Annotated in this window: 20 protein-coding genes and 1 pseudogene; 18 read left to right on the top strand and 3 right to left on the bottom strand. The window is 69.5% G+C overall.

The window, feature by feature from the left end; genetic code table 11:
• Positions 1-111: 111 nt before the first annotated feature.
• The 14 genes from QFZ82_RS20000 (at position 112) to QFZ82_RS19935 (ending at position 16462) form a co-directional block, all read left to right on the top strand.
• A complete protein-coding gene (locus QFZ82_RS20000; protein ID WP_307714467.1) occupies positions 112-993 on the top strand; it encodes a septum formation family protein in 882 nt (293 codons plus the stop codon).
• A 76-nt stretch (positions 994-1069) separates the two neighbouring features.
• Positions 1070-1627 (top strand): PadR family transcriptional regulator, encoded by a 558-nt coding sequence (locus QFZ82_RS19995; protein WP_307714466.1) that lies wholly within the window; start codon positions 1070-1072, stop codon positions 1625-1627.
• Between the two features lie 104 nt (positions 1628-1731).
• On the top strand, positions 1732-2064 hold the full coding sequence (locus tag QFZ82_RS19990) for a hypothetical protein (RefSeq protein ID WP_307714465.1): 333 nt from the start codon (positions 1732-1734) through the stop codon (positions 2062-2064).
• Positions 2058-3413: a type VII secretion integral membrane protein EccD gene (eccD, locus tag QFZ82_RS19985; RefSeq protein WP_307714464.1), complete on the top strand. Its 1356-nt coding sequence runs from the start codon at positions 2058-2060 to the stop codon at positions 3411-3413. Before QFZ82_RS19990 ends, eccD begins: the two co-directional genes overlap by 7 nt.
• Before the next feature lie 52 nt (positions 3414-3465).
• Complete coding sequence (locus QFZ82_RS19980; RefSeq protein ID WP_307714463.1) at positions 3466-4791, top strand: MinD/ParA family protein; 1326 nt, start codon at positions 3466-3468, stop codon at positions 4789-4791.
• 13 nt (positions 4792-4804) lie between these two features.
• On the top strand, positions 4805-8779 hold the full coding sequence (eccCa, locus tag QFZ82_RS19975; RefSeq protein ID WP_307714462.1) for a type VII secretion protein EccCa: 3975 nt from the start codon (positions 4805-4807) through the stop codon (positions 8777-8779).
• A gap of 73 nt (positions 8780-8852) precedes the next feature.
• Complete coding sequence (locus tag QFZ82_RS19970; protein ID WP_307714461.1) at positions 8853-10271, top strand: DUF6177 family protein; 1419 nt, start codon at positions 8853-8855, stop codon at positions 10269-10271.
• Between the two features lie 139 nt (positions 10272-10410).
• Entirely contained in the window at positions 10411-10746 is a 336-nt protein-coding gene (locus QFZ82_RS19965; RefSeq protein WP_307714460.1) for a hypothetical protein, read from the top strand.
• 55 nt (positions 10747-10801) lie between these two features.
• Positions 10802-11110, top strand: a complete 309-nt coding sequence (locus QFZ82_RS19960; protein WP_307714459.1) for a pore-forming ESAT-6 family protein — start codon at positions 10802-10804, stop codon at positions 11108-11110.
• A gap of 106 nt (positions 11111-11216) precedes the next feature.
• Positions 11217-11648 carry a DUF6507 family protein gene (locus QFZ82_RS19955; protein ID WP_307714458.1) on the top strand — a complete coding sequence of 144 codons (432 nt, stop codon included), beginning with the start codon at positions 11217-11219 and terminating at the stop codon, positions 11646-11648.
• Positions 11645-14728 (top strand): hypothetical protein, encoded by a 3084-nt coding sequence (locus tag QFZ82_RS19950; protein WP_307714457.1) that lies wholly within the window; start codon positions 11645-11647, stop codon positions 14726-14728. Before QFZ82_RS19955 ends, QFZ82_RS19950 begins: the two co-directional genes overlap by 4 nt.
• Positions 14725-15579 (top strand): immunity 49 family protein, encoded by an 855-nt coding sequence (locus QFZ82_RS19945; protein WP_307714456.1) that lies wholly within the window; start codon positions 14725-14727, stop codon positions 15577-15579. Before QFZ82_RS19950 ends, QFZ82_RS19945 begins: the two co-directional genes overlap by 4 nt.
• A 50-nt stretch (positions 15580-15629) precedes the next feature.
• On the top strand, positions 15630-15878 hold the full coding sequence (locus QFZ82_RS19940) for a hypothetical protein (protein ID WP_307714455.1): 249 nt from the start codon (positions 15630-15632) through the stop codon (positions 15876-15878).
• The gene (locus QFZ82_RS19935) at positions 15875-16462 is read left to right on the top strand and encodes an immunity 49 family protein (protein WP_307714454.1); all 588 of its coding nucleotides are present in this window, start codon (positions 15875-15877) and stop codon (positions 16460-16462) included. Before QFZ82_RS19940 ends, QFZ82_RS19935 begins: the two co-directional genes overlap by 4 nt.
• A gap of 64 nt (positions 16463-16526) precedes the next feature.
• Here QFZ82_RS19935 and QFZ82_RS19930 read toward each other — a convergent pair.
• Positions 16527-16613, bottom strand: a pseudogene (locus QFZ82_RS19930) (DUF397 domain-containing protein); the annotation flags it as partial.
• A 364-nt stretch (positions 16614-16977) separates the two neighbouring features.
• Here QFZ82_RS19930 and QFZ82_RS19920 point away from each other — a divergent pair.
• From QFZ82_RS19920 to QFZ82_RS19905, 4 genes are all read left to right on the top strand, one after another.
• Positions 16978-17136, top strand: a complete 159-nt coding sequence (locus QFZ82_RS19920) for a hypothetical protein (RefSeq protein ID WP_307714453.1) — start codon at positions 16978-16980, stop codon at positions 17134-17136.
• Between the two features lie 252 nt (positions 17137-17388).
• Complete coding sequence (locus QFZ82_RS19915) at positions 17389-17550, top strand: hypothetical protein (protein ID WP_307714452.1); 162 nt, start codon at positions 17389-17391, stop codon at positions 17548-17550.
• A gap of 11 nt (positions 17551-17561) precedes the next feature.
• A complete protein-coding gene (locus tag QFZ82_RS19910) occupies positions 17562-18413 on the top strand; it encodes an immunity 49 family protein (protein WP_307714451.1) in 852 nt (283 codons plus the stop codon).
• Between the two features lie 124 nt (positions 18414-18537).
• A complete protein-coding gene (locus tag QFZ82_RS19905) occupies positions 18538-18666 on the top strand; it encodes a hypothetical protein (protein WP_307714450.1) in 129 nt (42 codons plus the stop codon).
• Positions 18667-18724: 58 nt separating this feature from the next.
• On the opposite strand, the gene QFZ82_RS19900 is transcribed toward QFZ82_RS19905, so the two are convergent.
• Positions 18725-20377 (bottom strand): immunity 49 family protein, encoded by a 1653-nt coding sequence (locus tag QFZ82_RS19900; protein ID WP_307714449.1) that lies wholly within the window; start codon positions 20375-20377, stop codon positions 18725-18727.
• A 111-nt stretch (positions 20378-20488) separates the two neighbouring features.
• Positions 20489-20941 carry a hypothetical protein gene (locus tag QFZ82_RS19895; RefSeq protein WP_307714448.1) on the bottom strand — a complete coding sequence of 151 codons (453 nt, stop codon included), beginning with the start codon at positions 20939-20941 and terminating at the stop codon, positions 20489-20491.
• Between the last annotated feature and the right edge of the window lie 12 nt (positions 20942-20953).

Below are 20953 nucleotides of genomic sequence, written 5' to 3'. Positions count from 1 at the left end.
CGTTCGCGGACGTCTCCCGGGCCGTACGCACCCGTGCCCACAGCCCGGTCACAGGGGTGGCATACGATGCGCACGACATTCATAAGACTTCCGTAAGAGGATGTACGCGTCATGGCAGTCCGCACCCCCTCCCGTTCCCTGCGCGGCATATCCGCCGTCGTCGCCCTGCTCGCGGCCGGCGCCGTGGGGTGCTCGGACGTCGTCGAGAGCGCCAAGGAGGGCGCCGAGAAGGTGGCGCGCCAGCGGTCGGTGTTCCAGCTCAACCCCGGGGACTGCTACAACCCGAACAGCAAGGCGGTCGAGGGCGAGGCGGTCACCATCGAGATGGTGCCCTGCGGCGAGCCGCACCAGGGGCAGGTCGTCGGCGAGTTCACGCTCGACGACGAGAAGGCGTTCCCCGGCAACGAGGCGATCTGGGCTATCGCCGACGAGCGGTGCCCGGCCGAGGCGGCGAAGTTCGCCCCGGACACCTGGGCACTCCCCGAGGGCGTCGAGATCTTCTACTACACGCCCACTCAGGAGAGCTGGTCGACCGGCGACCGCGCCGTGAGCTGCTCCTACACCAAGGAGAAGGGCTCCTTCACCGGCTCGCTGAAGACCGCGGGCAGCGCGGGGCCCGAGCAGGCCGCGTACCTCAAGGGTGCGAACGCCGTCTACGACGCGCTGTGGAACAACCAGCCCGAGGCGGAGAACGTCGAGGACGACCTCGCCGGCTACAAGGCGCAGGCCAAGGCCGTCGCCGCCGCCCTCGACGCGCACGTCAAGGGCCTTCAGGGCATCGAGGGCGCGGAGACCGGCAAGCTCCGCGCGCAGCTGGAGAAGACCGCCGGCCACTGGAACAAGGCCGCGAACGCCGCCGACTCCGACGCGTTCTACCTCTCCTACGACCCTGCCTTCACCGGTCTCGACCCGAACAAGACGGTCGCCGCCCGCAAGGAACTGGGCCTGGCCACCACCGTCCCGGCCGACGAGGCCGAGGTCTGGGCGGGCTGACGCCCCGCGGAGCGCGCCCGGCCCGGGGGCCGGGCGCGCGGCATTCCCCGGGCGGGGCGCGTCCTACGATGCGGCCATGTCCCTGCCCCACGCGATCCTCACGGCCCTGCTCGAAAAGCCCTCTTCGGGCCTGGAGCTGACGCGCCGGTTCGACCGGTCGATCGGCTACTTCTGGTCGGCGACCCACCAGCAGATCTACCGCGAGCTGGGAAAACTGGAGCAGGCCGGCCACATCAGGGCACTGCCCTCGGCCCAGCCGACCCGCGGCCAGAAGAAGGAGTACGAGGTCCTGCCCGCGGGCCGCGAGGAACTGGCCGCCTGGACGGCCCGCCCCGAGGACCCGAAGACCGTACGAGACCCCCTGCTGCTGCGCCTGCGCGCGGCGGCGGTGGTCGGCGGCGCGGGCCTGGAGGAGGAACTCGTCCGCCACAGGGAGCTGCACCGCGCCCAGTTGGCCGCCTACGAGGAGATCGAGGCACGCGACTTCCCGCCGGAGCGCCGGATCACCCAGGAGGACCGGCTGCGTCATGTCGTCCTGCGGGCGGGCATCGAGCTGGAGACGTTCTGGACGAAGTGGCTGACGGACACGTTGACGGAGCTCGCGCCGGACCGGCACCGGCCCGGGCGGCGGTAACTCCGGGGACCGGCCCGGTCGGTGGAGTGGCGGAGGACCGCCCCTGGCGCATACCGCCTGTCGAGCCATGCTTTATGTTGCAGAGGCGAGACAAGGGGGATGCGATGTCGCGGGACTACGACAGCCAGCTGCTGGAGTCGGTGGCGGTACGCCGACGCAGAATGCGGGACGCGCTGCTGTTCGGTGCGGGGCGGGCGCGGCGTACGGCGGACGAGCGGCTCGGGAAGATGTTCGCCGGCATCGCCATAGCGGCGGTCCTGTGCGCGGGGTGCATCGGATGGTCCTTCTTGCAGCACACTCTGGCGAAGCAGAAGGCCGAGCAGCAAAAGCAGCAACTCCAGGAGCAGCAGTACCAGCGACCGGTGACCTCGACCGAAACAGCGGAACCGGAGAAGTCCGCCGAATCCGCCGCGATGACAGGTTCACACAAGTGGTGAGCACAGCAGCGAGCTCCCGGGCGCAGTTGAGCAGGGTGACCCTGGTCGGCGAGCGGCGCCGGGCCGACATCGTTCTGCCGTCCGACACTCCGATCGGTCAACTGCTCCCGGACATCCTGCAGTTGCTCGATGATCGAGTAGCATCGCGCCCGCTCACACGGCAGTTGATCACCCCCGACGGCTCGGCGCTGCCGCACGACAGCACGCTCGCTTCGGCGGAGGTTGCCGACGGCGCCGTGCTCCGGCTCGTCCGTGCCCACTCCGCGCCACCGGCGCCCGTGGTGCACGACGTCACCGACCAGGTGGCCGACGACCTCGACCTCCAGGCATGGCGCTGGCGCCCTGCGGCGCGGCGCGTGGCGGCGGGCGTGACGACCGTCGCCTTCGCCGTGATCGCCGCGGTGCTCGCCCGTCGTGAGTTCCCGCTCGACGGCCTGGCCGGTGCTCTCACCGCCACCACGCTCGTCCTTTCCGCCGCCGGTGCGCTCGTCGCCCGGATCGGTCAGGGCAATCGGGGCCTGGCGACAGCGCTCCTGCTCGCCGCAGGCGGGCTCGGCATCCTCACCGCGTGGACCGCCGCCGACGCCTACGCCTGGCCGGGGACCGCACGTCTCGCCGCCGTGGCGGGTGCGCTCGTCCTGACGCTGGCGCTGCTCGGCTACTTCTCGCCGCTCGGCCGCGGCGGTCTCATCGGCGCCATGGCCACGGCCGCGATCACCGGAGTGTGGGAGGCCGTTGCCGTCGTCCAGGGCGACCCGGCCCGGCTCGGAGCGGTCATGGCCGTCTTCTCCGTGGTGCTGCTCGGCATGCTTCCGCGGCTCGCCCTGATGGCATCGGGGCTCACCGCACTCGACGACCGGCGCTCGGGCGGCGTCTCCGTCAGTCGCCACCAGGTCGGCAACGCGCTCGCGGCCACACACCGCGGCCTCGCCCTCGCCACGATGGCCACCGCGGTCTCGGCGGCTGCCGGCGGCTGGCTGCTGACGCAGGCCGAGAGGCCGACAGTATGGACGGTGTCGCTGGCGTCGGTCGTCGCCGTGGTGCTCCTGTCGAGAGCGCGGGCCTTTCCTCTGGTCGCGGAGGTCGTGGCGCTCTTCGCAGCCGCAGCGGCCCTGGTCGTACGTCTCGTGATGCTGTGGTTGCAGCATGCCGGTGGTGCAGGGCCGCTCGTCGTGCTGTGCGCGGCCGCGGTGCTGCCGCTGCTCGTCCTGGCGGTCCAGCCACCCGAACACGTGCGGGTCAGGCTGCGGCGCATGGCCGATCTGGTCGAATCCATCGGTGTGGTGGGCCTTTTCCCGCTTGCCGTCGGCGTGTTCGGTGTGTACGGGCAGCTGCTCAACAAGTTCTGAGTCACACGCAGGCGCTCCGCGCGGGGCAGTACGGCGGACAAGAAGGGCAGGCATGCCGAACGGAGACAACTGGCAGGGCGATGTGCTGCGCGACCTCAGGGGCGGCGCACCGCAGAGTGCGCAGGCCGCGGGTGGGCAGGCGGCCCCCGGCACCCCTGGGGGTGCCGCCTCGCAGCAGGGTGCCCCTGTGCAGAGCCCCGCCCCCGGGGTCCCGCCGCAGGGCGCGCCCGTGCCCGGCCCGGCCGTCACCGCGCAGGGCGCCCAGGTGCCGTATGCAGCCCCCGGCGCAGGTGCGCCTCAGCAGGCCGGTCCCGCGTACCCGCCCGGTCCGCAGACCGGACCCCAGGGGCAGGAACCGCCGGCAGGCCACCAGGGCGGCGGGCCGCACCAGCCCGGCCGTCACGCCCCGGCCCCCTCAGCCCCCACCCGGTACGCCCCGGCCGGCCAAGGCCCCCGTACCCCCGACTCGCGCCCCGTCGTCGACAGAGACCTGGCCGCTGCCGGACGGGGGCCCCGCCGAGGCGAGTCCTTCGCCGCCCGCGCCGTCCGCGCCGTACGCCGGACCGTCACGTCGTCGGCCGCCCGCGAGGTCGCGGAGATCACGCGTACCGCGGAGATGCTCCAGCAGCCGGTGACGACCGGCCGGCAGATAGCCGTTGTCTCCATACGCGGCGGTGCCGGCAAGTCGACCGTCACCGCCCTGCTCGGCACCACCTACGCCCATTACCGGCAGGACCCCGTTCTCCTCGTCGAGGCCGATCCCGCTCTCGGCTCGCTGCCGCTGCGGCTCGGTGCGGAGACGCTGCGCTGGACCACCGGTGACCTCGCGGGCATCGTCGAACCCCAGATGTCGCTGCTCGATGTCACCGGCTACCTCGTCCAACTTCCCGACAACGCCTGGCTGCTGCCCGGAAGTCAGGGCCAGATCGGTGCGATGCTCGACACACGGGCGTACGAGCGGGTCATGGTCGCGCTGCGACGCTACTTCGGTGTGACGGTCGTCGACTGCGAGACGCTGCCCGCCGAGGTCGCCCGCGTCGCCCTGTCCGCCGCCCAGGCCCGCGTCCTGACCGCGCCCGCCACCCTGGAAGGCGTCACCAGCACCTATTCGGTGCTCCAGTGGATGCAGGGGCTGCCCCCGCATCTGATCGCCGGCACGGTCGTCGTGCTGACCGAACTCGTGCCGCACCCTGGGCTCGACGTCGACAAGGCCGCCCGGAAGCTCGAGTCCACCGGCGCGCGCGTCCACGTCCTGCCCTACGACCGGCACTTGGCGGCCGGCGGCAGGATCCGTACCGACATGCTCGCCCGTGGGACGCGGCAGGCAGCCACACGTCTGGCCGCCGCCGTCTTCCAGCTCTCCCAGAAGCGTCATTGAACGACGGACGACGATGAGTACCCGACTGATACACCGCCCGGCCCGGACCACCCGGCCCCCGGCCGCCTCCACGGCGCGCACCATCGAAGCCCCGCCCAACCTTCCCGAGGGGAAGGCCGGCAACATCGCGATGTCGCTGCTGCCTGTCGCCGGTGTCATGTCGTCCGTCGTGATGATGACGGTCGTCCGCAACAGCCAGTTCGCCGCGCTCGGGGCGATCATCCTGGTCGTCACCATCGTCGGTTCCGTGGTGCTTGTCTTCTCCCAGCGCGGCAAGGCCCAGCGCACCCGCCGCACCCAGCGGGAGGCGTACCTCGCCTATCTGGAGGAGCTGCGCGAGGAGCTGGCCGCGGAGGAACGCGAGCGCCGCGAGCGCGCCGACGTGCTCAACCCGCCGCCGCACGCGCTGTACGACATCCTCCGCGACCCGGCGCGCCTGTGGGAGCGCCGCCGTGCCGACGGCGACTTCCTGCGGGTGCGCGTCGGCACCGGCGAGATGCCGGTTCGCGATCTGCAGATCGCCGAACAGGGCTCGTCCGTCCTCACACCGCCCGACCGCTTCATGCTCAACGAGGCGTCCGCACTCACCACCCGTTTCCGCACCGGCACCGAACTCCCGCTCACCGTCCCCCTCGACCGTGTCGGCAACGTCAGCGTCATCGGCCCCCGCGAGGACTGCCTGGGCGTCGCCCGTGCCCTGCTCGTCCAGTCCGCCGCGATGCACGCTCCCGACGACGTGGCCATCGCGATCGCCGCACCCGGCGATCGGCTCGGCGACTGGGAGTGGGCCAAGTGGATGCCGCATCTGCTGGACACCGAGCAGTTCGACGGCCCCGTCGCCGCCCGCCGCATCGCCCCCTCCACGCCCCAGCTCGCCCGGCAGATCGGGCCCGAGCTGCGCCGCCGCGCCTCCTACGCAGCAGAGGTGCGGCGCGGCCTGGCGGGCAAGGACGCCCTGACCATGAACTCCCGGCTGCTGGTCGTCACCGACGGGCACGGCGAGGACGCCGTCGACCTGCCGCGCCCCGACGAGGCGGTCGGCCTGCGCGAGATGGGCGTCACCGTCCTCCATCTGCTCGAGCAGCGGATCCAGGAGCCGGGTCACGTCGGCGTACGGATCACCGTCGACGGCGACCAGGTGTTCATCGAGGATCTGCGCGCAGAGGAACCGATCAGCGCCCACGGGACCGTGGACGAGGTCGGCATCGCCTTCGCCGAGGGCCTGGCGCGGATGCTGGCGCCGCTGCGGCTCTCCGCCGAGTCCCTCGTGGACGCCCCGCTGTCCGGGGCCGTCGACTTCGCCGACCTGCTCGGCATCGACGACGTGGCCCGGCTCGACCTGGAGCACCTGTGGGCGCCGCGCGGCGAGCGTGCGTTCCTGCGCGTCCCCATCGGCATCAGCGACGCCCGCGAGCCGGTGCTCCTGGACCTGAAGGAGTCGTCCGAGCTCGGCATGGGCCCCCACGGACTGTGCGTCGGCGCCACCGGATCCGGAAAATCGGAACTGCTGCGCACCCTCGTCCTCGCGCTGGTGGCCACCCACCCGCCGGAGGACCTGGCCCTCGTCCTCGTCGACTACAAGGGCGGCGCCACCTTCGCTCCCTTCGCCGGCCTCCCGCACGTCGCCGGTGTCATCACCAACCTGGAGAACCAGGCCGGCCTCGTCGAACGCGTCCACGCCTCCCTCGCCGGCGAGGTCAAGCGCCGCCAGCAGGTCCTCAAGGACGCGGGCAACGTGGCGGACATCGGGGACTACGCGGCGCTGCGCGCCGAGAAGCGCCCCGACCTCGACCCGCTGCCGCACCTGTTCGTCGTCATCGACGAGTTCGGCGAACTCCTGACCGCCAAGCCGGACTTCATCGACCTGTTCCTGTCCATCGGCCGGATCGGCCGCTCCATCGGTGTGCACCTGCTGCTGTCCAGCCAGCGCATCGAGGGCGGCAAGCTCAAGGGGCTGGACACCTATCTCTCGTACCGGCTGGGCCTGCGCACCTTCTCCGCCGACGAGTCCCGTACCGTCCTCGACACCGCGGACGCCTTCCATCTGCCGCCGCTGCCCGGCTTCGGCTACCTCAAGGTCGACACCAGCCACTACGAACGCTTCAAGGCGAGCTACGTCTCCGGCGCCTACCGCGGACCGGTGCGGCGCGTCGAGGACGAGGACACCGGGCCCCTCGCCCTCGAGTACGAGGCGTACAACACGCTGGGGACACCGGACAGTTCGGCGCCCCAGGAGCAGACGACGCGCCGCCGCGAGACCGGCCCCACCGAGATGGGCGTCATGGTCGACCAGCTGACGGGCGCCGCCGCTCCGGTACGCCGCATCTGGCTCCCCCCGCTGCCCACCGCGATCGCCCTGGACCAGGTCGCCGGCCCGCTCGACGTGGGCGCGCGCGGCATGCAGCTCGCCAAGCGCAAGGGCGCGCTGTCGGTGCCGCTCGGACTGCTCGACGACCCGACCAAGCAGTGGCAGGGCGAGTGGTTCCTCGACCTCACCGTTGCGGGCGGACACGCGGCCGTCATCGGCGGCCCGCAGTCCGGCAAGACGACCCTCCTGCGCACCCTCGTCCTGTCCCTGGCGCTGACCCACACCCCGCAGGAGGTCGGCATCTACGGCCTCGACCTGGTCGGCGGCGGACTCCAGGCCCTCGCGGGCCTGCCGCACGTAGGCGGCATCGCGGGCCGCGCCGACCGCGAACGCGCGGCACGGACCGTGGAAGAGGTACGGAACATGCTCGCCCTGCGCGAGGACCTCTTCCGGGAGCACGGCATCGACTCCGTCGACCAGCTGCGCGCCCTGCACGCGGCCGGTCGGCTGCCCGAACTGGCATCGGCCGAGATCGTCCTCGTCATCGACGGCTTCGGTGCGCTGCGCGACGACTTCGACGAACTCGACGACGCCGTCGTCGACATCCTCAAGCGCGGTGGCGGCTACGGCATCCACGTCGTCGCCGGCATGCTCCGCTGGAACGACGTCCGTATCGCCGCCCAGTCGAACTTCGGCACCCGTGTCGAACTGCGCCTGAACGACCCGAGCGAGTCGAGCATCGACCGCAAGCTCGCCGAGACCCTGTCACCGGACGAGCCCGGCCGGGTACTCACCGACGGCAAGCTCTTCGCACAGGTCGCGCTGCCCCGCACCGACACCCTCGCCGATGCCTCGGAGCTCGGCGCCGTCCTGGAACGCACCGCACGCTCCGTCCGCGCCACCTGGAACGGCGACGTGGCCCAGCCCGTACGGGTTCTGCCGCACGTCCTGGAGCCGCACGTGCTGCCCGGCCCGGCTGCTGAGCCGCACAAGGTGCCGATCGGCCTCGACCAGACCGCGCTCGAGCCCGTCATGCTCGACCTGTTCGGGCACGACCAGCACCTACTGGTCATGGGTGACAGCGAATGCGGCAAGACGAATCTGCTGCGGACGATCGCCGACGGACTCATCGACCGGTACGGCGAGGACGAGCTGGTCTTCGCCATCATGGACCCGAGGCGCAGTCTGCGCGGCGCGATCCCCGAGGAGTTCAACGGCGGCTACGCGTACAACGCCAAGCTGTGCGCGGGCCTCTCCGCGGGCATCGCCACCGAACTGGACAAGCGGCTGCCCGACGAGAGCGCACGCCTGGAGGACCTGGAGCCCGGCAGCTGGGGCAGCGGTCCGCGGATCGTGGTCCTCGTCGACGACTACGACGTGCTGACCACGGCGGGCCAGTCGCCGCTCAGCCCCCTCCTGCCGTACATTCCGTCCGCGGTCGACATCGGTCTCCACTTCGTGCTGACCCGCCGCGTCGCGGGCGCGTCGCGCGGCATGTACGAGCCGCTGGTGCAGGGCCTGCGCGAATCGGGGGCCTCTGCCGTGCTGATGGCCGGCGACCGCAGCGAGGGTCAGCTGTTCCCCGGTGTGTACGCCTCCCAGCAGCCCGCGGGACGCGGCGTTTTCCTTCGCAGGGGCCAGCCGAACCGCCTGATCCAGACCGTGTACACCGGCCGGTGACTGCACCTGTTGCCGAAGAGCGGCACAAGGCCCTGAAGGATCACCCCATGACGAGGAACCGGACGAGCACCCCATGACCAAGGACGTCATAGCCCTCACCCAGCGGATGCCCGACCCCGCCGCCATGCTCGCGGGACTGCTCGCGGGAGGCCCCGACAAGCTCGTGGGCGCTCAGGGCGACGGTGCCGTCGTCCAGCTCTGCGACGCGGAGGGAAGGCCCTTCGTCTCCGTCGAGTCCCCGATGCTCGTGCAGGTCCCGGGCGAGGCGGAGCGCCTGCTCGGGGCCACGGCACCGGAGGTCCCGTACTGGTGGACCGAGGCCCGGGCCACCACGGGCGTCGCCGAGGCCGAACGGCTGGCAGGCACCTTCGCGGCCCGGCTCGTCTCGCTGCTCGGCGGCTCCGCCCATCCGCCGGAGGCCGCGCGCTCCCTCGCGGTGGTGGAGAGCGACGGCGCGGGTCTGGTGCCCGTACCGGCCGCGGCGCAGCCCGCCGTCGACGTGCTGACGGACAGGGTCGCCGTTGTCATCCAGGATCGCCCGGTGGTCGCGATGACGGCTTGGCTGGCCGACGCTTTCCGTGCCGCGGCCGACGCGGGTCTCGGCCTGCAGATCGTCAGTCCCGCGGGGACCACCCTCTCGCCGGCTGTGCGCAACGCTCTGCCCGGCTGGCCGTCGCGCTGGGTCGTGCAGGACGAGCGGGACGGCTACTACGACGGCCTGTCCGGCGCCGTACTGCGCTGGCAGGACGGACTGTTCGCGCCGGTCGAGGCGGCCGACTCGACCCCCGACGACCGGCGTGCAGAGGTGGCCGACGCCTACAAGGAGGTCACGGAGACCGGCGAGCGCCAGTTGGCTCTGTCGTTCCGCACGGTCCACCCCGCCGACGACCGCCTGGTGCTCGGCGGCGCGCTGGAGACGGTGTGGCGGGAGCTCACCGGCGAACCGCCCGCCGGCTGGGGCACCGCGGAGCCCGCGAACCTGCCGTGGTCACCGCGCCGGCTCACCGATGTGGCCTACGAACGGGCGCCCGAGCCGACCTGGGTCGTGGTGGTCGGCAGCCCGTCCCGGCCTGCCCTGGCCACGGTTCGGATCAGCCGGACGACGGCGGGCGTCGAAGAGGACGTCGCGCTCGCCTTCGGCTACGGATCCGACGAGGAACCTCCACTGGACGCCCTGCCACGGGCCGCGGAGGCGCTCGCCACGCGGCATCGCCTGCAGTCGATGCTCGTTCAACTCCGCCGAGCCCGCCGCGATCTGGCCGTGCCGCCGAGCTTCGAGGGACCGGGTGTCCCGGTGGCTTTCGTCCTCGGCGCGGAGGAGGTCCGGCAGATTCCCGGCGACCGCGCCCGTAAGACACCGCAGTCCGATCGGCCCGTCCAGCTCGGTCCCCGTACCCGTCCGGCGCTCTACTACCCGTTGCCCGGTGACCCGTCGGACCTGTCGGGGTGGCAGGACTTCGATCGGCTGATGCGCCATCTGAAGGGCGAGTAAGGCTATTTGCGCCTTCGTGACTGGAACCGGTCTGTCTCTGTCGTGGGTTGGTCACAGTGACGCGATTGAAGATGCGGATGTGTCATAGGGGTTGCCTAGAATGGCGTTTGTACGATCATCCGTCTGGCGGGGGAGTCCGATGAAGTTCGACATGGGGGCGCAGGTCCTGTCGACCCTGAAGTCGCAGTCGCAGGGGTCCAGTACGGATCTCGGGCTGCTGATCCGTCAGCTCATCCAGGCGGCGCAGCCGCTGGAGGGCAAGTTCCACGGCTCGGGCAAGGTGGCGTTCGACCTGTTCAAGTCGCGTGCGGACGAGATCACGGCGGCGCTGAACGGTTCGCTGGCGGCGATTCTGGGCGGTCAGGCGGGCATGGACGCGGCGTTCGGCACCGGCACGCAGGAGCAGGGGGAGAACGCGAACACGCAGATGGCGTCCGCGAACTTCGACCTGGCGCGGTTCTCGGGCCGTTCCTGACCCGACGGCCGGCTGAAGTGCTCGGTTCCGAATCTTCTACGGGGAGTGGTGTGTGATGGCTGGTGAGGACCGCCGTGCGTACGACACGGGTGCGTCGTCGGAGGCGCAGGGCAACATCCAGGCGGTGATCGCCCGCCTGGAGCAGGTCATCCAGGCGCGTGACACGCAGGTGAAGAACGCGATGAAGGACTTCCAGGCGGACGGCGTGGCGGACGACTACCACGCCAAGGAACTGCGGTGGAACAACACCTCGCAAGAGGTTCGCAACATCATCCAGTTGCTGAAGACGACGCTGGAGAAGAACGACGTGACGGCGCAGCAGACGATCCAGCGTGCGAAGGCAGCTGTCGACAACATCGGCTGACGTGCAGGGGACGCGCGCCCGCAGGTGAACCGTTCCAGCGGGCGCAGGGCTTCGTGTGTCTTCTTCGTGGTGCAGTTGGCGGTTCGGGTTGTGCAGGGGGGCGTTCATGACGGCGTGGGACATCAAGCCGCAGGGAGTTCAGGGCCAGTTGAAGCTCACCGGCACACGTGCCGGTGAGCTCGAGAAGGCCTTGACCAACATGGGCACGCACATGTCGGCGGCGGCACAGGCTGCGGGCACGGCGGTCCCGGGCTCGGCGTCCGAGACACCCTTGCACGGGCCGACAGCAACCGGGAAGCCCCTGACGCAGAAGGCGATGGGACCGGTGGCCGCGGCACTGAGCGAGTTCCTGAAGGAGCGCGGCAAGGACCTCGACGCCATGGGCAAGCGCATCCAGGCCGCCGTCCTGGGCGCCGCCAAGGCCACCAGTGAGTACGTCGAGGGCGACCTGGACGCCGCCAAGGAGGCGCAGGACGCGGCTCGTTCGGTGCGCCTGGACCTGCTGAAGAAGGACATGCCCGGGGGGACGAAGCAGTGAGCAACGCACCGGTCGATCCGGCGGAGATACCCGTCTTCACGGGCAGTCTCGAAGAGCTGGACAAGGCGGTCAAGGACCTGTCGGGGGACGGTGCCAAGATCGTGACGGCCGCCGGCGACGTGCACACCACGTTCGGCGGGCTGCGGGCGTTCTACCAGGCGCCGGAGGCGGAGCAGCTGTTCGCGGTGACGCAGCCGGTCAAGGACAAGGCCGGGACCTTGAGTTCGGACCTCGGTACCGTCGCAGGCGCGCTGGGCACGTACGCCAGTGACATCCGTCCGCTGGTGCAGCAGCTGAAGGACCTCAAGCGGGAGGCCGAGGCGTTCCGCACCAAAGTCGCGGACGACGACAAGTGGCGCGAGGACGGCGATCTGATCGAGGAGAACCTCGAGCGCCGCAACAGGATCGCCGAGGTGTGGACGCAGTTCCAGGAGGCGGAACGCGCCTGCCACAACAAGATCGTCGCCCTGGTCAACGGCGATCCGCTCAAGGTGAACGACGGCTCCAACGGAAAGGGCATGTACGGCTACGACGCCGAGGCCCTCAAGCAGGCCAAGAGCCTGCCCTGGGGCGACGCCGTCGAGGAGTCCACTCCGTGGTGGCAGGTGTGGGAGCACGCCGGGGACTTCGTGGAGGGCTTCTTCGTCGACGGAGTGTGGGGCACGATCAAGGGCCTGGGCACGCTGGTCGGCTTCGACGGCTGGGACGCGGCGGGCCAGGCGTGGGTCGGCCTGGGCAAGCTGGCGACCGGCCTCGCGCTCTCCCTCAGCCCCGGGACCGCCGTCTGGCTCTGGACGGCCGACGAGAAGGATCTGCCGTCCTGGATCCGGGACTCGCGTACGGCGATGAAGGAGACGGGCAAGGCGCTGCTGGCCTGGGACCAGTGGGACGCGCACCCGGGCCGGGCCGCGGGTGCGGTCACGTTCAACGTGCTGACGACGGTCTTCACGGGCGGCACCGGCGGCGCGGTGGCGGGCGCCGGCAAGGCGGGCGCGGCGGCGAAGGTCCTGTCGGTGGCGGGCAAGGCGGGCCGGGCTCTCGACCCGACGACGTACATCTTCAAGGGCGCCGGTGCGGGCCTGTCGAAGATCAGCGATGTGATGGCCGGGCTCAAGGGCATGGGCAAGATCGAGTTCCCGCCGATCCCGGAGGGCGCGATCGCGCTGCCGGAGGGCTCGTTCAAGCTCCCGGACGGCACGCTGCACCTGCCGGAGGGCGCGGCGGTCCCGGAGGGCGCGTTCGAGGTCCCGGCCGGGACGGTCCGCCTCCCGGAGGGCACCCCGATCCCCGCGGGCGCGGTCGACTTCGGCGACGGCATGGTGAAGCTGCCGGAGGGCACCCCGGCCCCGACGGGCTCCCTGCCGGTACCCGAGGGCACGGTCAAGGTCCCGGAGGGTGCGACGGCGCTGCCGGAGGGCACGGCCAAGGTGACCGACCCGTTCGACGGCTCGGTGTCCTACTTCGACAAGGACGGCAACCTGCTGGCGGCGGACGGCACGGTCAAGCAGACCGTCGAGCAGGCGCACAAGGAAGGGTCGCCCGCGGTGTCCAACCCGACGTCGGGAGCGGACAACCCCCTGGTGCGCACCCCGGCCGAAGTGCCGGCCCTTGCGGGCGTGGGCGCACGCGGCGGCGACGACGGGGTCCGGCTCGGCAGCGACCTGGGCGACGTCGGCCGGGCGGGCGACGAGGCCCCGGGCGGCGGGGCGTTCGACCGTGCACCGGGCGGCGGGGCGAACAACCTGCCCACGGGCCAGGCCGGCAACAACCTGCCGGGCGGCGGAGCGGGCAACAACCTGCCGACGAACAGCTTGGACAACGGGGTGGGCGGCGCGGGCCGCTCGGGTGACACCACCCCGACTACGGGCAGCGGCGGCACGCCGCCGGGCGGAAACCTCGGCGACAACGCGGTCCCGGGTCCCCGCACGGACACCCCGGGTACGGGCGGCGGCGACCTGCCGGGCGGCTCGGCGGTCGACGACGGCCTGTCGGGCGGCTCCGGGCACGCGGAGACGCCGGGCACGGGTGGCGCGGACGACGCGGCGCGCGGAGGGGACGACGCGGCTACGCCGGCCGGTGGTGTTGCCGGTCCGGACCGTGTTCCCGACCCTCCAAGCTTTATGCGCCAGGGGGACAACCCCTACGGTCCTCCCGGGTCGCTCACGCGGGAGCAAGTTACGGAAATCCAGGTCTACCGAGCCAATTACGAGGAGGGGTACTTCGACGAGTACTACTGGCCGCGTGGCTATCGCCAAGACACCGACGTCGCTGACGAGAGTGGCTTCCCGCCGCCGCAGCTGATCAAGGACCCGGCCGATCCGAATGTGTGGATCCCGAAGGACAACGCTCCGTCGGCCTTCCCGACGAAGTACTACGAGGGCTGGGACCGTTCGGGCACTCCCGATGAGATCAACGACCCGCAGGCTGGAAGAACCCTGGACGACCGGGCCAAGGCGCGGTATGAGGCGGTCCAGGCGGACAACCGCCTGCACGATCCGCTCGCAGACGCCAAGAAGGAATGGAAAGCGAATGGGACTCCCGAGAACAAGGCGGCGTACGAAGCCCTCAAGGCTCACCATGCGCCCTACCACGACACGATGTCCAAGGCCTCGGAGGCCTACGGCGAGGCAGTCGCCCGCCACCATGTGATCGATAAGTACTACCCAGGTGCCAAGTGGGAGCCGACCGCTGGCCCCAAGAACGGAAACGACCAGTTCGACCAGGTCTGGCGGCGCAAGAACGACGAAGGCTTCGTCATCATCGAGGCGAAGAGTGACGTCCGCACGGGCATGAACGAGCGGACGCTGCCGAGTGGATACAAGGCGAAGCAGGGCTCGCGCGAATATTTCCTCGACATCATGAACGAGATGTGGAAGAGAGCGCAGGGCGGAGATGCCGCTGAACTCAAGCTGTACACTGACTTGAAGAAGGCCCTCATCGCGGACAAGGTCGAGTACATCCTTGTCAAGGGAGTTTCCAACGGGCCGACTTATGGGGGATTCAAGAGCAGCCGATTCAACGTCGGAAAGTTCAAGGAGGAAGACTTCTCCTTCGAGTCCATTGACGGGAGCACTCCGTGACGGTGATTGTCGAGCGGCACGCCCTTCCTGCGGTTGACGAGCAGACGGCAAAGCGCCTGACCAAGGAGTTCGAGACGAGCATCCAGAATCTGGACGCCTCTCCTGCGATCGTCGGCATGGCCCTGAACGAAGCGCTCCTGCAGGTGCAGGTGAACCAGGCCCTTAATCCGCGTGGTAACCGTTTCGTCACGTGGGATGCGACCGTCTCGGCCATGCAGGTGGGTACCGCGGCCTTTGCCGCCGCGTCCGTCACCCAAGGGTCGATCGAGACGCGCATTTCACATGAGATGCGGACGATCAACGCCACGGGCCCCCAGTTCTACGCGAACGCGGGCAACTGGCTGACTGTGCTCTGGTTCGTCATCATCTGCCGGGACCAACCCCGTATGGATCAAATGTGCAATATTCCACTCGATCTCCTGCGAGCGTCCGGTGCCGAGGGCGATGAGTACGTTTACCACTGGGTGGACGCACTGCAGACGTACTGGCGTGAGCAGCCGCGGCTGCCGGAGAAGCTGACAGCTGCCATCGAGCAGTCCCATCCGGACATCGCCACGATCGCGCCGCGCGATCTCCTCCAGTGCGTGCTGTATCCGCCGATCAATCTCTTCTACAAGTTCCTGCGCAAGGATCACGACGGGTTCAACCAGGCGCTGGCAGAGGCTCTGGAACTTCACAAGGCGTACTGGAGCACGCCGGAGCGGTCGGGGGACATCGCGGGGTTCCTGGCCCTCGGGCCGCTGGCCATCGCGTGCCTTGCGTATGACGCAGGCTTCCCCATCGAGGTCGAGTCCGACTACCTGCCCGTCCGCCTCCTGGACCGTTCCTGGGTGGGCGAGTTCGAGACGTGACAGACAGCGTTGCCCGTCATGACTTGCCTGTTGAGGCAACTCAGGAGGACATGGCAGCGCTCAAGAAGAGCACCAGTCGGGTGATCGACCGCCTCGAGCAATCGGAGATGGCCCGCTCCCGGGCTCTTAACTCCACCTTGACCGTGGCCATGTCGTGCTGTGCGGCCGATCCTCAGGCTGCAAGGTTCGAGACGTGGGAGGCGTGGGTCACAGCCATGCAGGTCGGTTCCGCGCTATTCGATGCGGCTGTGGCTGCGGAAGGCCCTGGCCGTGCCGCATCGGGATCGCCGGCGAAGTGAAGCATCTCCCGGCGACCGGACCGACCCCATACACGCACGCCGGGGCCTGGCTCACCGCGGTCTACCTGGCGGCGATCTGCCGCGAGAATGAGCGACTCGACCGGCTCATGCAGGTCCCGGTATCGCTCCTCCGTGAGTCCGGCGCCGTGTTCGACGAGTACGTCTACAGCTGGGTGGAGGCCCTTCAGAGCTACTGGTTCCGCCGGGCGGACGGCATGGGGAACAAGCTGGTCGAGGCGATTGACGGAGCCAGTCCCCAGGTGGCCCAGATTGCCGACGAGGAGACGTTGCTGAAGATCCTTTACCCGCCGCTCGAGCTCTTTCAGCTCTACAACCTCGGGGAGACGGAGAAGTTCAACACCTCGCTGGCCGAGTTCCTCACATGGCACAAGCAGTACTGGACCGGCGACGAGGCCCGTTCCCTGAACAGCGATGGCCTGGTAGCCCTCACCCCGCTCGCCATTGCATGCATGGCCTACGACAACGACATCCCGATCGAGGTCGAGTCCGAGTACCTGCCCAAGGAGCTTCTGCAGTTCGGCTGGGCCGGTGAGGTCGACGCCTGGGCGGGAGCGCATGGTTAACACCATGACGGTGAGGGATCGACGGCCTGCTGGGATCCGACGACAAGGCGCCCGGAATGCTGTTGGCGACTTCCAGGCAGGCGCCGCCTTCGCCGTTGCTGTACGAGGACTTCCGCCAGGTCACGGAGGTCAGGTCATGTGCGGTGCTCATGGGTACGCGTAGTCCTTCGCCGCTGATTCGATGAGGGCCAGGGACGCCTTCGGCGAGAGTGCGGCGGTCCTGGCGAGATCGTATGACCTCTGGTACTTGGCCACCAGCCCCGGCTCTTCGATGAGAAACAGCAGCCAGGGATCACTGCATCGCCGAGCGCTATCCCGATTTCGAGGAGCAGGCCCTTCTCGGTCCGAAGAACGGGAACGACCAGTTCGACCAGGTCTGGAAACACGAAGATGGTCGCGTAGTCGTCGTAGAGGCCAAGAGCAGCCCTGGTACAGAGCTCGGTAGGCGAACTCTCCCGGACGGTAGGCAGGTATCTCAGGGGAGCAGGGAGTACTTCTTCGAGATCATCGAAGTCATGAAGAAGCGGGGTGAGTTGGGCCTCGTGAAGGACCTGCAGCATGCCCTCAAGGAAGGAAAGCCGGGATACGTCGTCGTCAAGGGTGAGAAGAACGCTGGAACGTACACTGGCTATCAGTATCGGCGGTTCGACATCAGCAAGGGAACCCTTCAGTGACCGTGATTGTTGCCCGCCACAGTGCGCCGGGGCCCGACGCTGAAGGGTTCGCCTAGCGGCTGAGCGAGGGAGTGGCCAGGCGGATCGAGGGGCTGGAGGCGTCGGCGGACGCGGGGCAGCTCTGGCCACTGCCCCGTCCTTGATGGCGTCCACGAACCTCGACCGACCAGCGAGGGAAAGCAGTAGCACTGATCCTTCAGGGATCTTGCTGTCCCGGACGGGCACAGCGCCCGGAATGCCGTCGGCGATGGCATGGTCAATCTCCGCGAGGGCACGTCGGCCCCGACCGGATCGTTGCCCGTGCCGGAGGACTTGATCAAGGTCACAGAGGGCACGGCGAAGCTGACGGACCTGGCCGGCAACACGACCTACGTCGACGCGGATGGCGAGCTCAAGCACTTCGAGATCTTCTGAGGAGAAACGCGTTGGTCGCGACCATCCCCCGCCACCCCTTTCCCACAGGGAACGCGGAAGAAGGCCTCGCCGTGCTCCAGGAGAACGCACAGGAGCTGATCGACGGACTGGAGGCTGACTCCACGGATCTGGGCGACACCCAGCAGATCACGCTCACCCTGGCGCAGTCGCGCTGCCTGCTGGATCCGCGGGCGGCGATCTTCCCCACGTGGGACGCCTGGGTCACTGCGATGCAGGTGAGCTCCGCCGTGTTCGCCGCCGCCACCACGGCCGAGGAGTACGTGCAGTGCCGTATCGCGCACAAGGACCGCACACTTCAGGCCACCGGCCCACAGTGGTACGTGACCCCGGGTGCCTGGATCAGCGCCTTCTACCTGGCTGTGGTGTGCCGGGAGCGGGACAGGATCACAGCCCTGTGCCAGGTGCCCATGTCTCTGCTTCGGGAGAACGGTTCGCGCTTCGAGGAATACCACTACGCCTGGATCGACACTCTTCAGGCCTACTGGCTTGGCGGCCCTGACCTCGGCCAGAAGCTGTTTGCTGCGGTCGACGCCACCGACCCTCAAGTCGTCGCCGACCCGGAGACGGTGGGCAAGCTGCTCTACCCGCCGATGGAGATGCTCCATCGCGTCATCCGCGAGGACCAAGCCGGCTTCACCCGGGCGCTGACCAACGCCCTGCAGTGGCACAAGGAGTACTGGAGCGAGGAGAGTCGGTCTGTCCAGGCCTCAGGCCTCGTCGCGCTCGCGCCCCTTGCCATGGCGTGCTTCGCCCACGACGCGGGCATGCCGATCGAGGTCGAGTCCGAGTACCTGCCTGCCGTCCTGATCAAGCGCAACTGGTGCGGAGAGTTCCCCACGTAAGCAGGCAGACCATCAGCAGCGGCTGCGATCTCCAGGCGGCGACCGGCCCGTGCAACTTTCGGGGCCGGCCGCATCCCGCCGTGTCGCGAGCAATGCTCCGCGCCTTTCGGCGGCACTTCGTGACGTGGACGGTCTGTTGACGGTCGCGGCGGGGCCCGGTGAGCCGACCTGCTTCGGCACCGCCGAAGGGCATGGAATCAAGGCCCCCGACATCATCGACGGACTCGGGCCGGATCTCACCGACCTGCCGTGACGCTCGGTGTGCCCGTCGTGCTGACGTGCGCTGACGACCTGGCCGAGCCCGGAGGCCCTCAGCCCGGGATGTCCTCGATCCGTTCGCGGTTGAGCAGATACGTCGGCAGGTACGGCTGCTTGCCCTCGACGGGGAACCCGTAGTCGTACGCCAGGCTCGCCATGGCCAGCGGTCCCAGTGCCACCCGGGCGCGCGGTGCCGTCGATTCGCCCCAGTAGGTGGCGTGGTGTGCGAGGGCTTTCGTGAGCGCCTCGGCGAAGGCGTCGTGGTCGCGGGTGATCAGGCGGTGGAAGAGGGCGGCCGGCTGGTAGTCGATCAGGTCCACGAAGTCCTTCGGTGCCCGGGTCACGGCCTCCGGCGCGGACGTCTTCATCGTGGTGATCAGTTTTTCCACGACGTCGTCCATAGGGCGCTGGGCCCAGTAGGTCTGCAGCGTGTCGATCCAGTGCAGGACGTACTCGTCGACGGAGTCGTCCTGGCGCAGCATCTCCAGCGGCACCTGGCAGAGCCGAGTGACGCGGTCCCGCTGGCGGCAGACGACCGACACATAGAAGGCGTCGAGCCAGGCGCGGGCGTCGGCGGGAGGCTCGCCGGTGAACAGCGCGGAGCCGAGTTGCACGGCAGCCGCCCACGCGTCCCAGCCCTCGATGCGCGCCACGTGGGGGTCGGTGGCGCAGTGGGCGTGGGCAAGTTCCAGGGCCGAGCCGAAGGCGTCGCCGAGCCCGGCCGGGTCCTGGGCGAGCCCGGCTATTGCCTCGACCGTGTTCTGCGTGAGCTTGTCGATGTCCGGAGCCTCGGCAGTGGCGCGGCCGGCGAGACGTCCGGCGCGGTCGAGGCGGACCAGGCCCTTCATCACTCCGTACAGCTCCGGCGGCGGCTGCAGTGAGAAGGTACCGGTCTCGTCGTCGATGACCGTGAGCGACGTCAGGCCGCCCCGGTGCCACCAGTAGACCCGCGGCGACAGCGAGCCCGGCCCGTCCTGGTGGGCGCGGTAGGCATACGCAGCAAGGTCGTTGATGGCGTCGGCCACGGACCCGTCGGTGATCGGGTGGAACGCCAGCAGATGCCGCGTCGGCACGGCGACCAGGGCACCGGCGTCCGGGAGCGGCTCACCCGTCACCTGCTGGACCACCTCGGACAGGAACAGCGCCTTGCTCGCGACGAACGGGGAGTCCCCGTAGACGGAGTGCAGCAACGCATGGCCCTCGATGGCCACTTCCTCGTACTCGACGGGCACGCGCATCAGGTTCGCGTACGCCGCCTCCCCCAGCTCCTGAAGCCCGGCGCGCTCCACGTCGGGGTCGGTGAGGATCCGCACGGACGTGGGCCGGTCGAGGGCATAGGCGAAGACGAGCCCGTCGGCAACCTGGCGCGCGTAGCGCATGGCGCCGACAAGGTCCGGGGTGAACGACTCGGTGGGCAGCAGCCGTGCATGCACACCGCGCAGGAGCTCCTCGGCGCTCTCGTTGCCTGCGCCGCCCCGGCTCGCCTCCCGCAGACCGGCGAAGTGCGCCGCCACCATCTCGGGCCAACGGTCCTCGGGCGAGCGGCGGCACAGGTGCGCAAGGTTGTACAGGGAGAAGGTGTGGCCGTCCTCGGCGTAGGGAGCGGCGAGTGCCCGCAGACGTACGGCCTGGGCGGCGGTCAGCATGGGCAGGTCGGGGTCACGGTCGGAGGCGTCCGGGGTGCCAAGTGTGTTGTCTGCGTTCACCGTTGTGACTCTACGAGGCGCATGAGCGGCGATCTGACGGTGGGTCGTGCATGCATGGGCCTGCAGCCCTACGAGGGTGGACAGTTGGGCATGCCCAGCCGCACGAGAGGGCTACTTGATCTTGTACGAGCAGCCCTTCGGATTCTTTACGCCGTCGTTGTCCGCAACCTGCTTGCCGTCGACCTTGATGACGCAGGGGGCCTGCTGCAACGTCCCGTCGGCGGCTTGGATCGAGCCCGGGACGACCGACACCAGGTATCCCACCTTCTGTTCCGCTGCCGTGAGTTCGACGGTCTCTGTCTTCTTCCACGGCAGGGTCTGCTGTTCGAAGCCGCTGCTGGCCGCGTTGTACATGACCGACGTCGTGCCCTGGCCCTCGACCTCCAGGGTCACCTCGCGGGTGGCGTCCTGCGTTTCGGCAGCCGTGGACGACGGGCTCTTCGACGCTTCGGCCACGGCATCGTCGTTGCCCGGCTTCACGTTCCCGTTCGTGCCGTCGTTTCCGCAGCCCGTCAGCAGCGCCGCTGTGACGAGCAGACCCACCGCGGTAACTGTCTTTCGCATGCTCCCCGTTCC

The organism is Streptomyces sp. V4I23, assembly GCF_030817975.1.
Taxonomy (GTDB): domain Bacteria; phylum Actinomycetota; class Actinomycetes; order Streptomycetales; family Streptomycetaceae; genus Streptomyces.
The sequence above is the reverse complement of the archived record's forward strand: the minus strand, read 5'-3'. Positions and strand labels throughout refer to the sequence as shown.

Excerpts from the sequence above, each read along its gene's own strand:
- eccCa (WP_307714462.1), top strand. The coding sequence starts at position 4,805 with ATGAGTACCCGACTGATACACCGCCCGGCCCGGACCACCCGGCCCCCG.
- QFZ82_RS19920 (WP_307714453.1), top strand. The coding sequence starts at position 16,978 with ATGAAGAAGCGGGGTGAGTTGGGCCTCGTGAAGGACCTGCAGCATGCC.
- QFZ82_RS20000 (WP_307714467.1), top strand. The coding sequence starts at position 112 with ATGGCAGTCCGCACCCCCTCCCGTTCCCTGCGCGGCATATCCGCCGTC.
- QFZ82_RS19990 (WP_307714465.1), top strand. The coding sequence starts at position 1,732 with ATGTCGCGGGACTACGACAGCCAGCTGCTGGAGTCGGTGGCGGTACGC.
- QFZ82_RS19955 (WP_307714458.1), top strand. The coding sequence starts at position 11,217 with ATGACGGCGTGGGACATCAAGCCGCAGGGAGTTCAGGGCCAGTTGAAG.
- QFZ82_RS19980 (WP_307714463.1), top strand. The coding sequence starts at position 3,466 with ATGCCGAACGGAGACAACTGGCAGGGCGATGTGCTGCGCGACCTCAGG.
- QFZ82_RS19970 (WP_307714461.1), top strand. The coding sequence starts at position 8,853 with ATGACCAAGGACGTCATAGCCCTCACCCAGCGGATGCCCGACCCCGCC.
- QFZ82_RS19915 (WP_307714452.1), top strand. The coding sequence starts at position 17,389 with ATGGTCAATCTCCGCGAGGGCACGTCGGCCCCGACCGGATCGTTGCCC.
- QFZ82_RS19960 (WP_307714459.1), top strand. The coding sequence starts at position 10,802 with ATGGCTGGTGAGGACCGCCGTGCGTACGACACGGGTGCGTCGTCGGAG.
- QFZ82_RS19995 (WP_307714466.1), top strand. The coding sequence starts at position 1,070 with ATGTCCCTGCCCCACGCGATCCTCACGGCCCTGCTCGAAAAGCCCTCT.
- QFZ82_RS19940 (WP_307714455.1), top strand. The coding sequence starts at position 15,630 with ATGGCAGCGCTCAAGAAGAGCACCAGTCGGGTGATCGACCGCCTCGAG.
- QFZ82_RS19895 (WP_307714448.1), bottom strand. The coding sequence starts at position 20,941 with ATGCGAAAGACAGTTACCGCGGTGGGTCTGCTCGTCACAGCGGCGCTG.
- QFZ82_RS19965 (WP_307714460.1), top strand. The coding sequence starts at position 10,411 with ATGAAGTTCGACATGGGGGCGCAGGTCCTGTCGACCCTGAAGTCGCAG.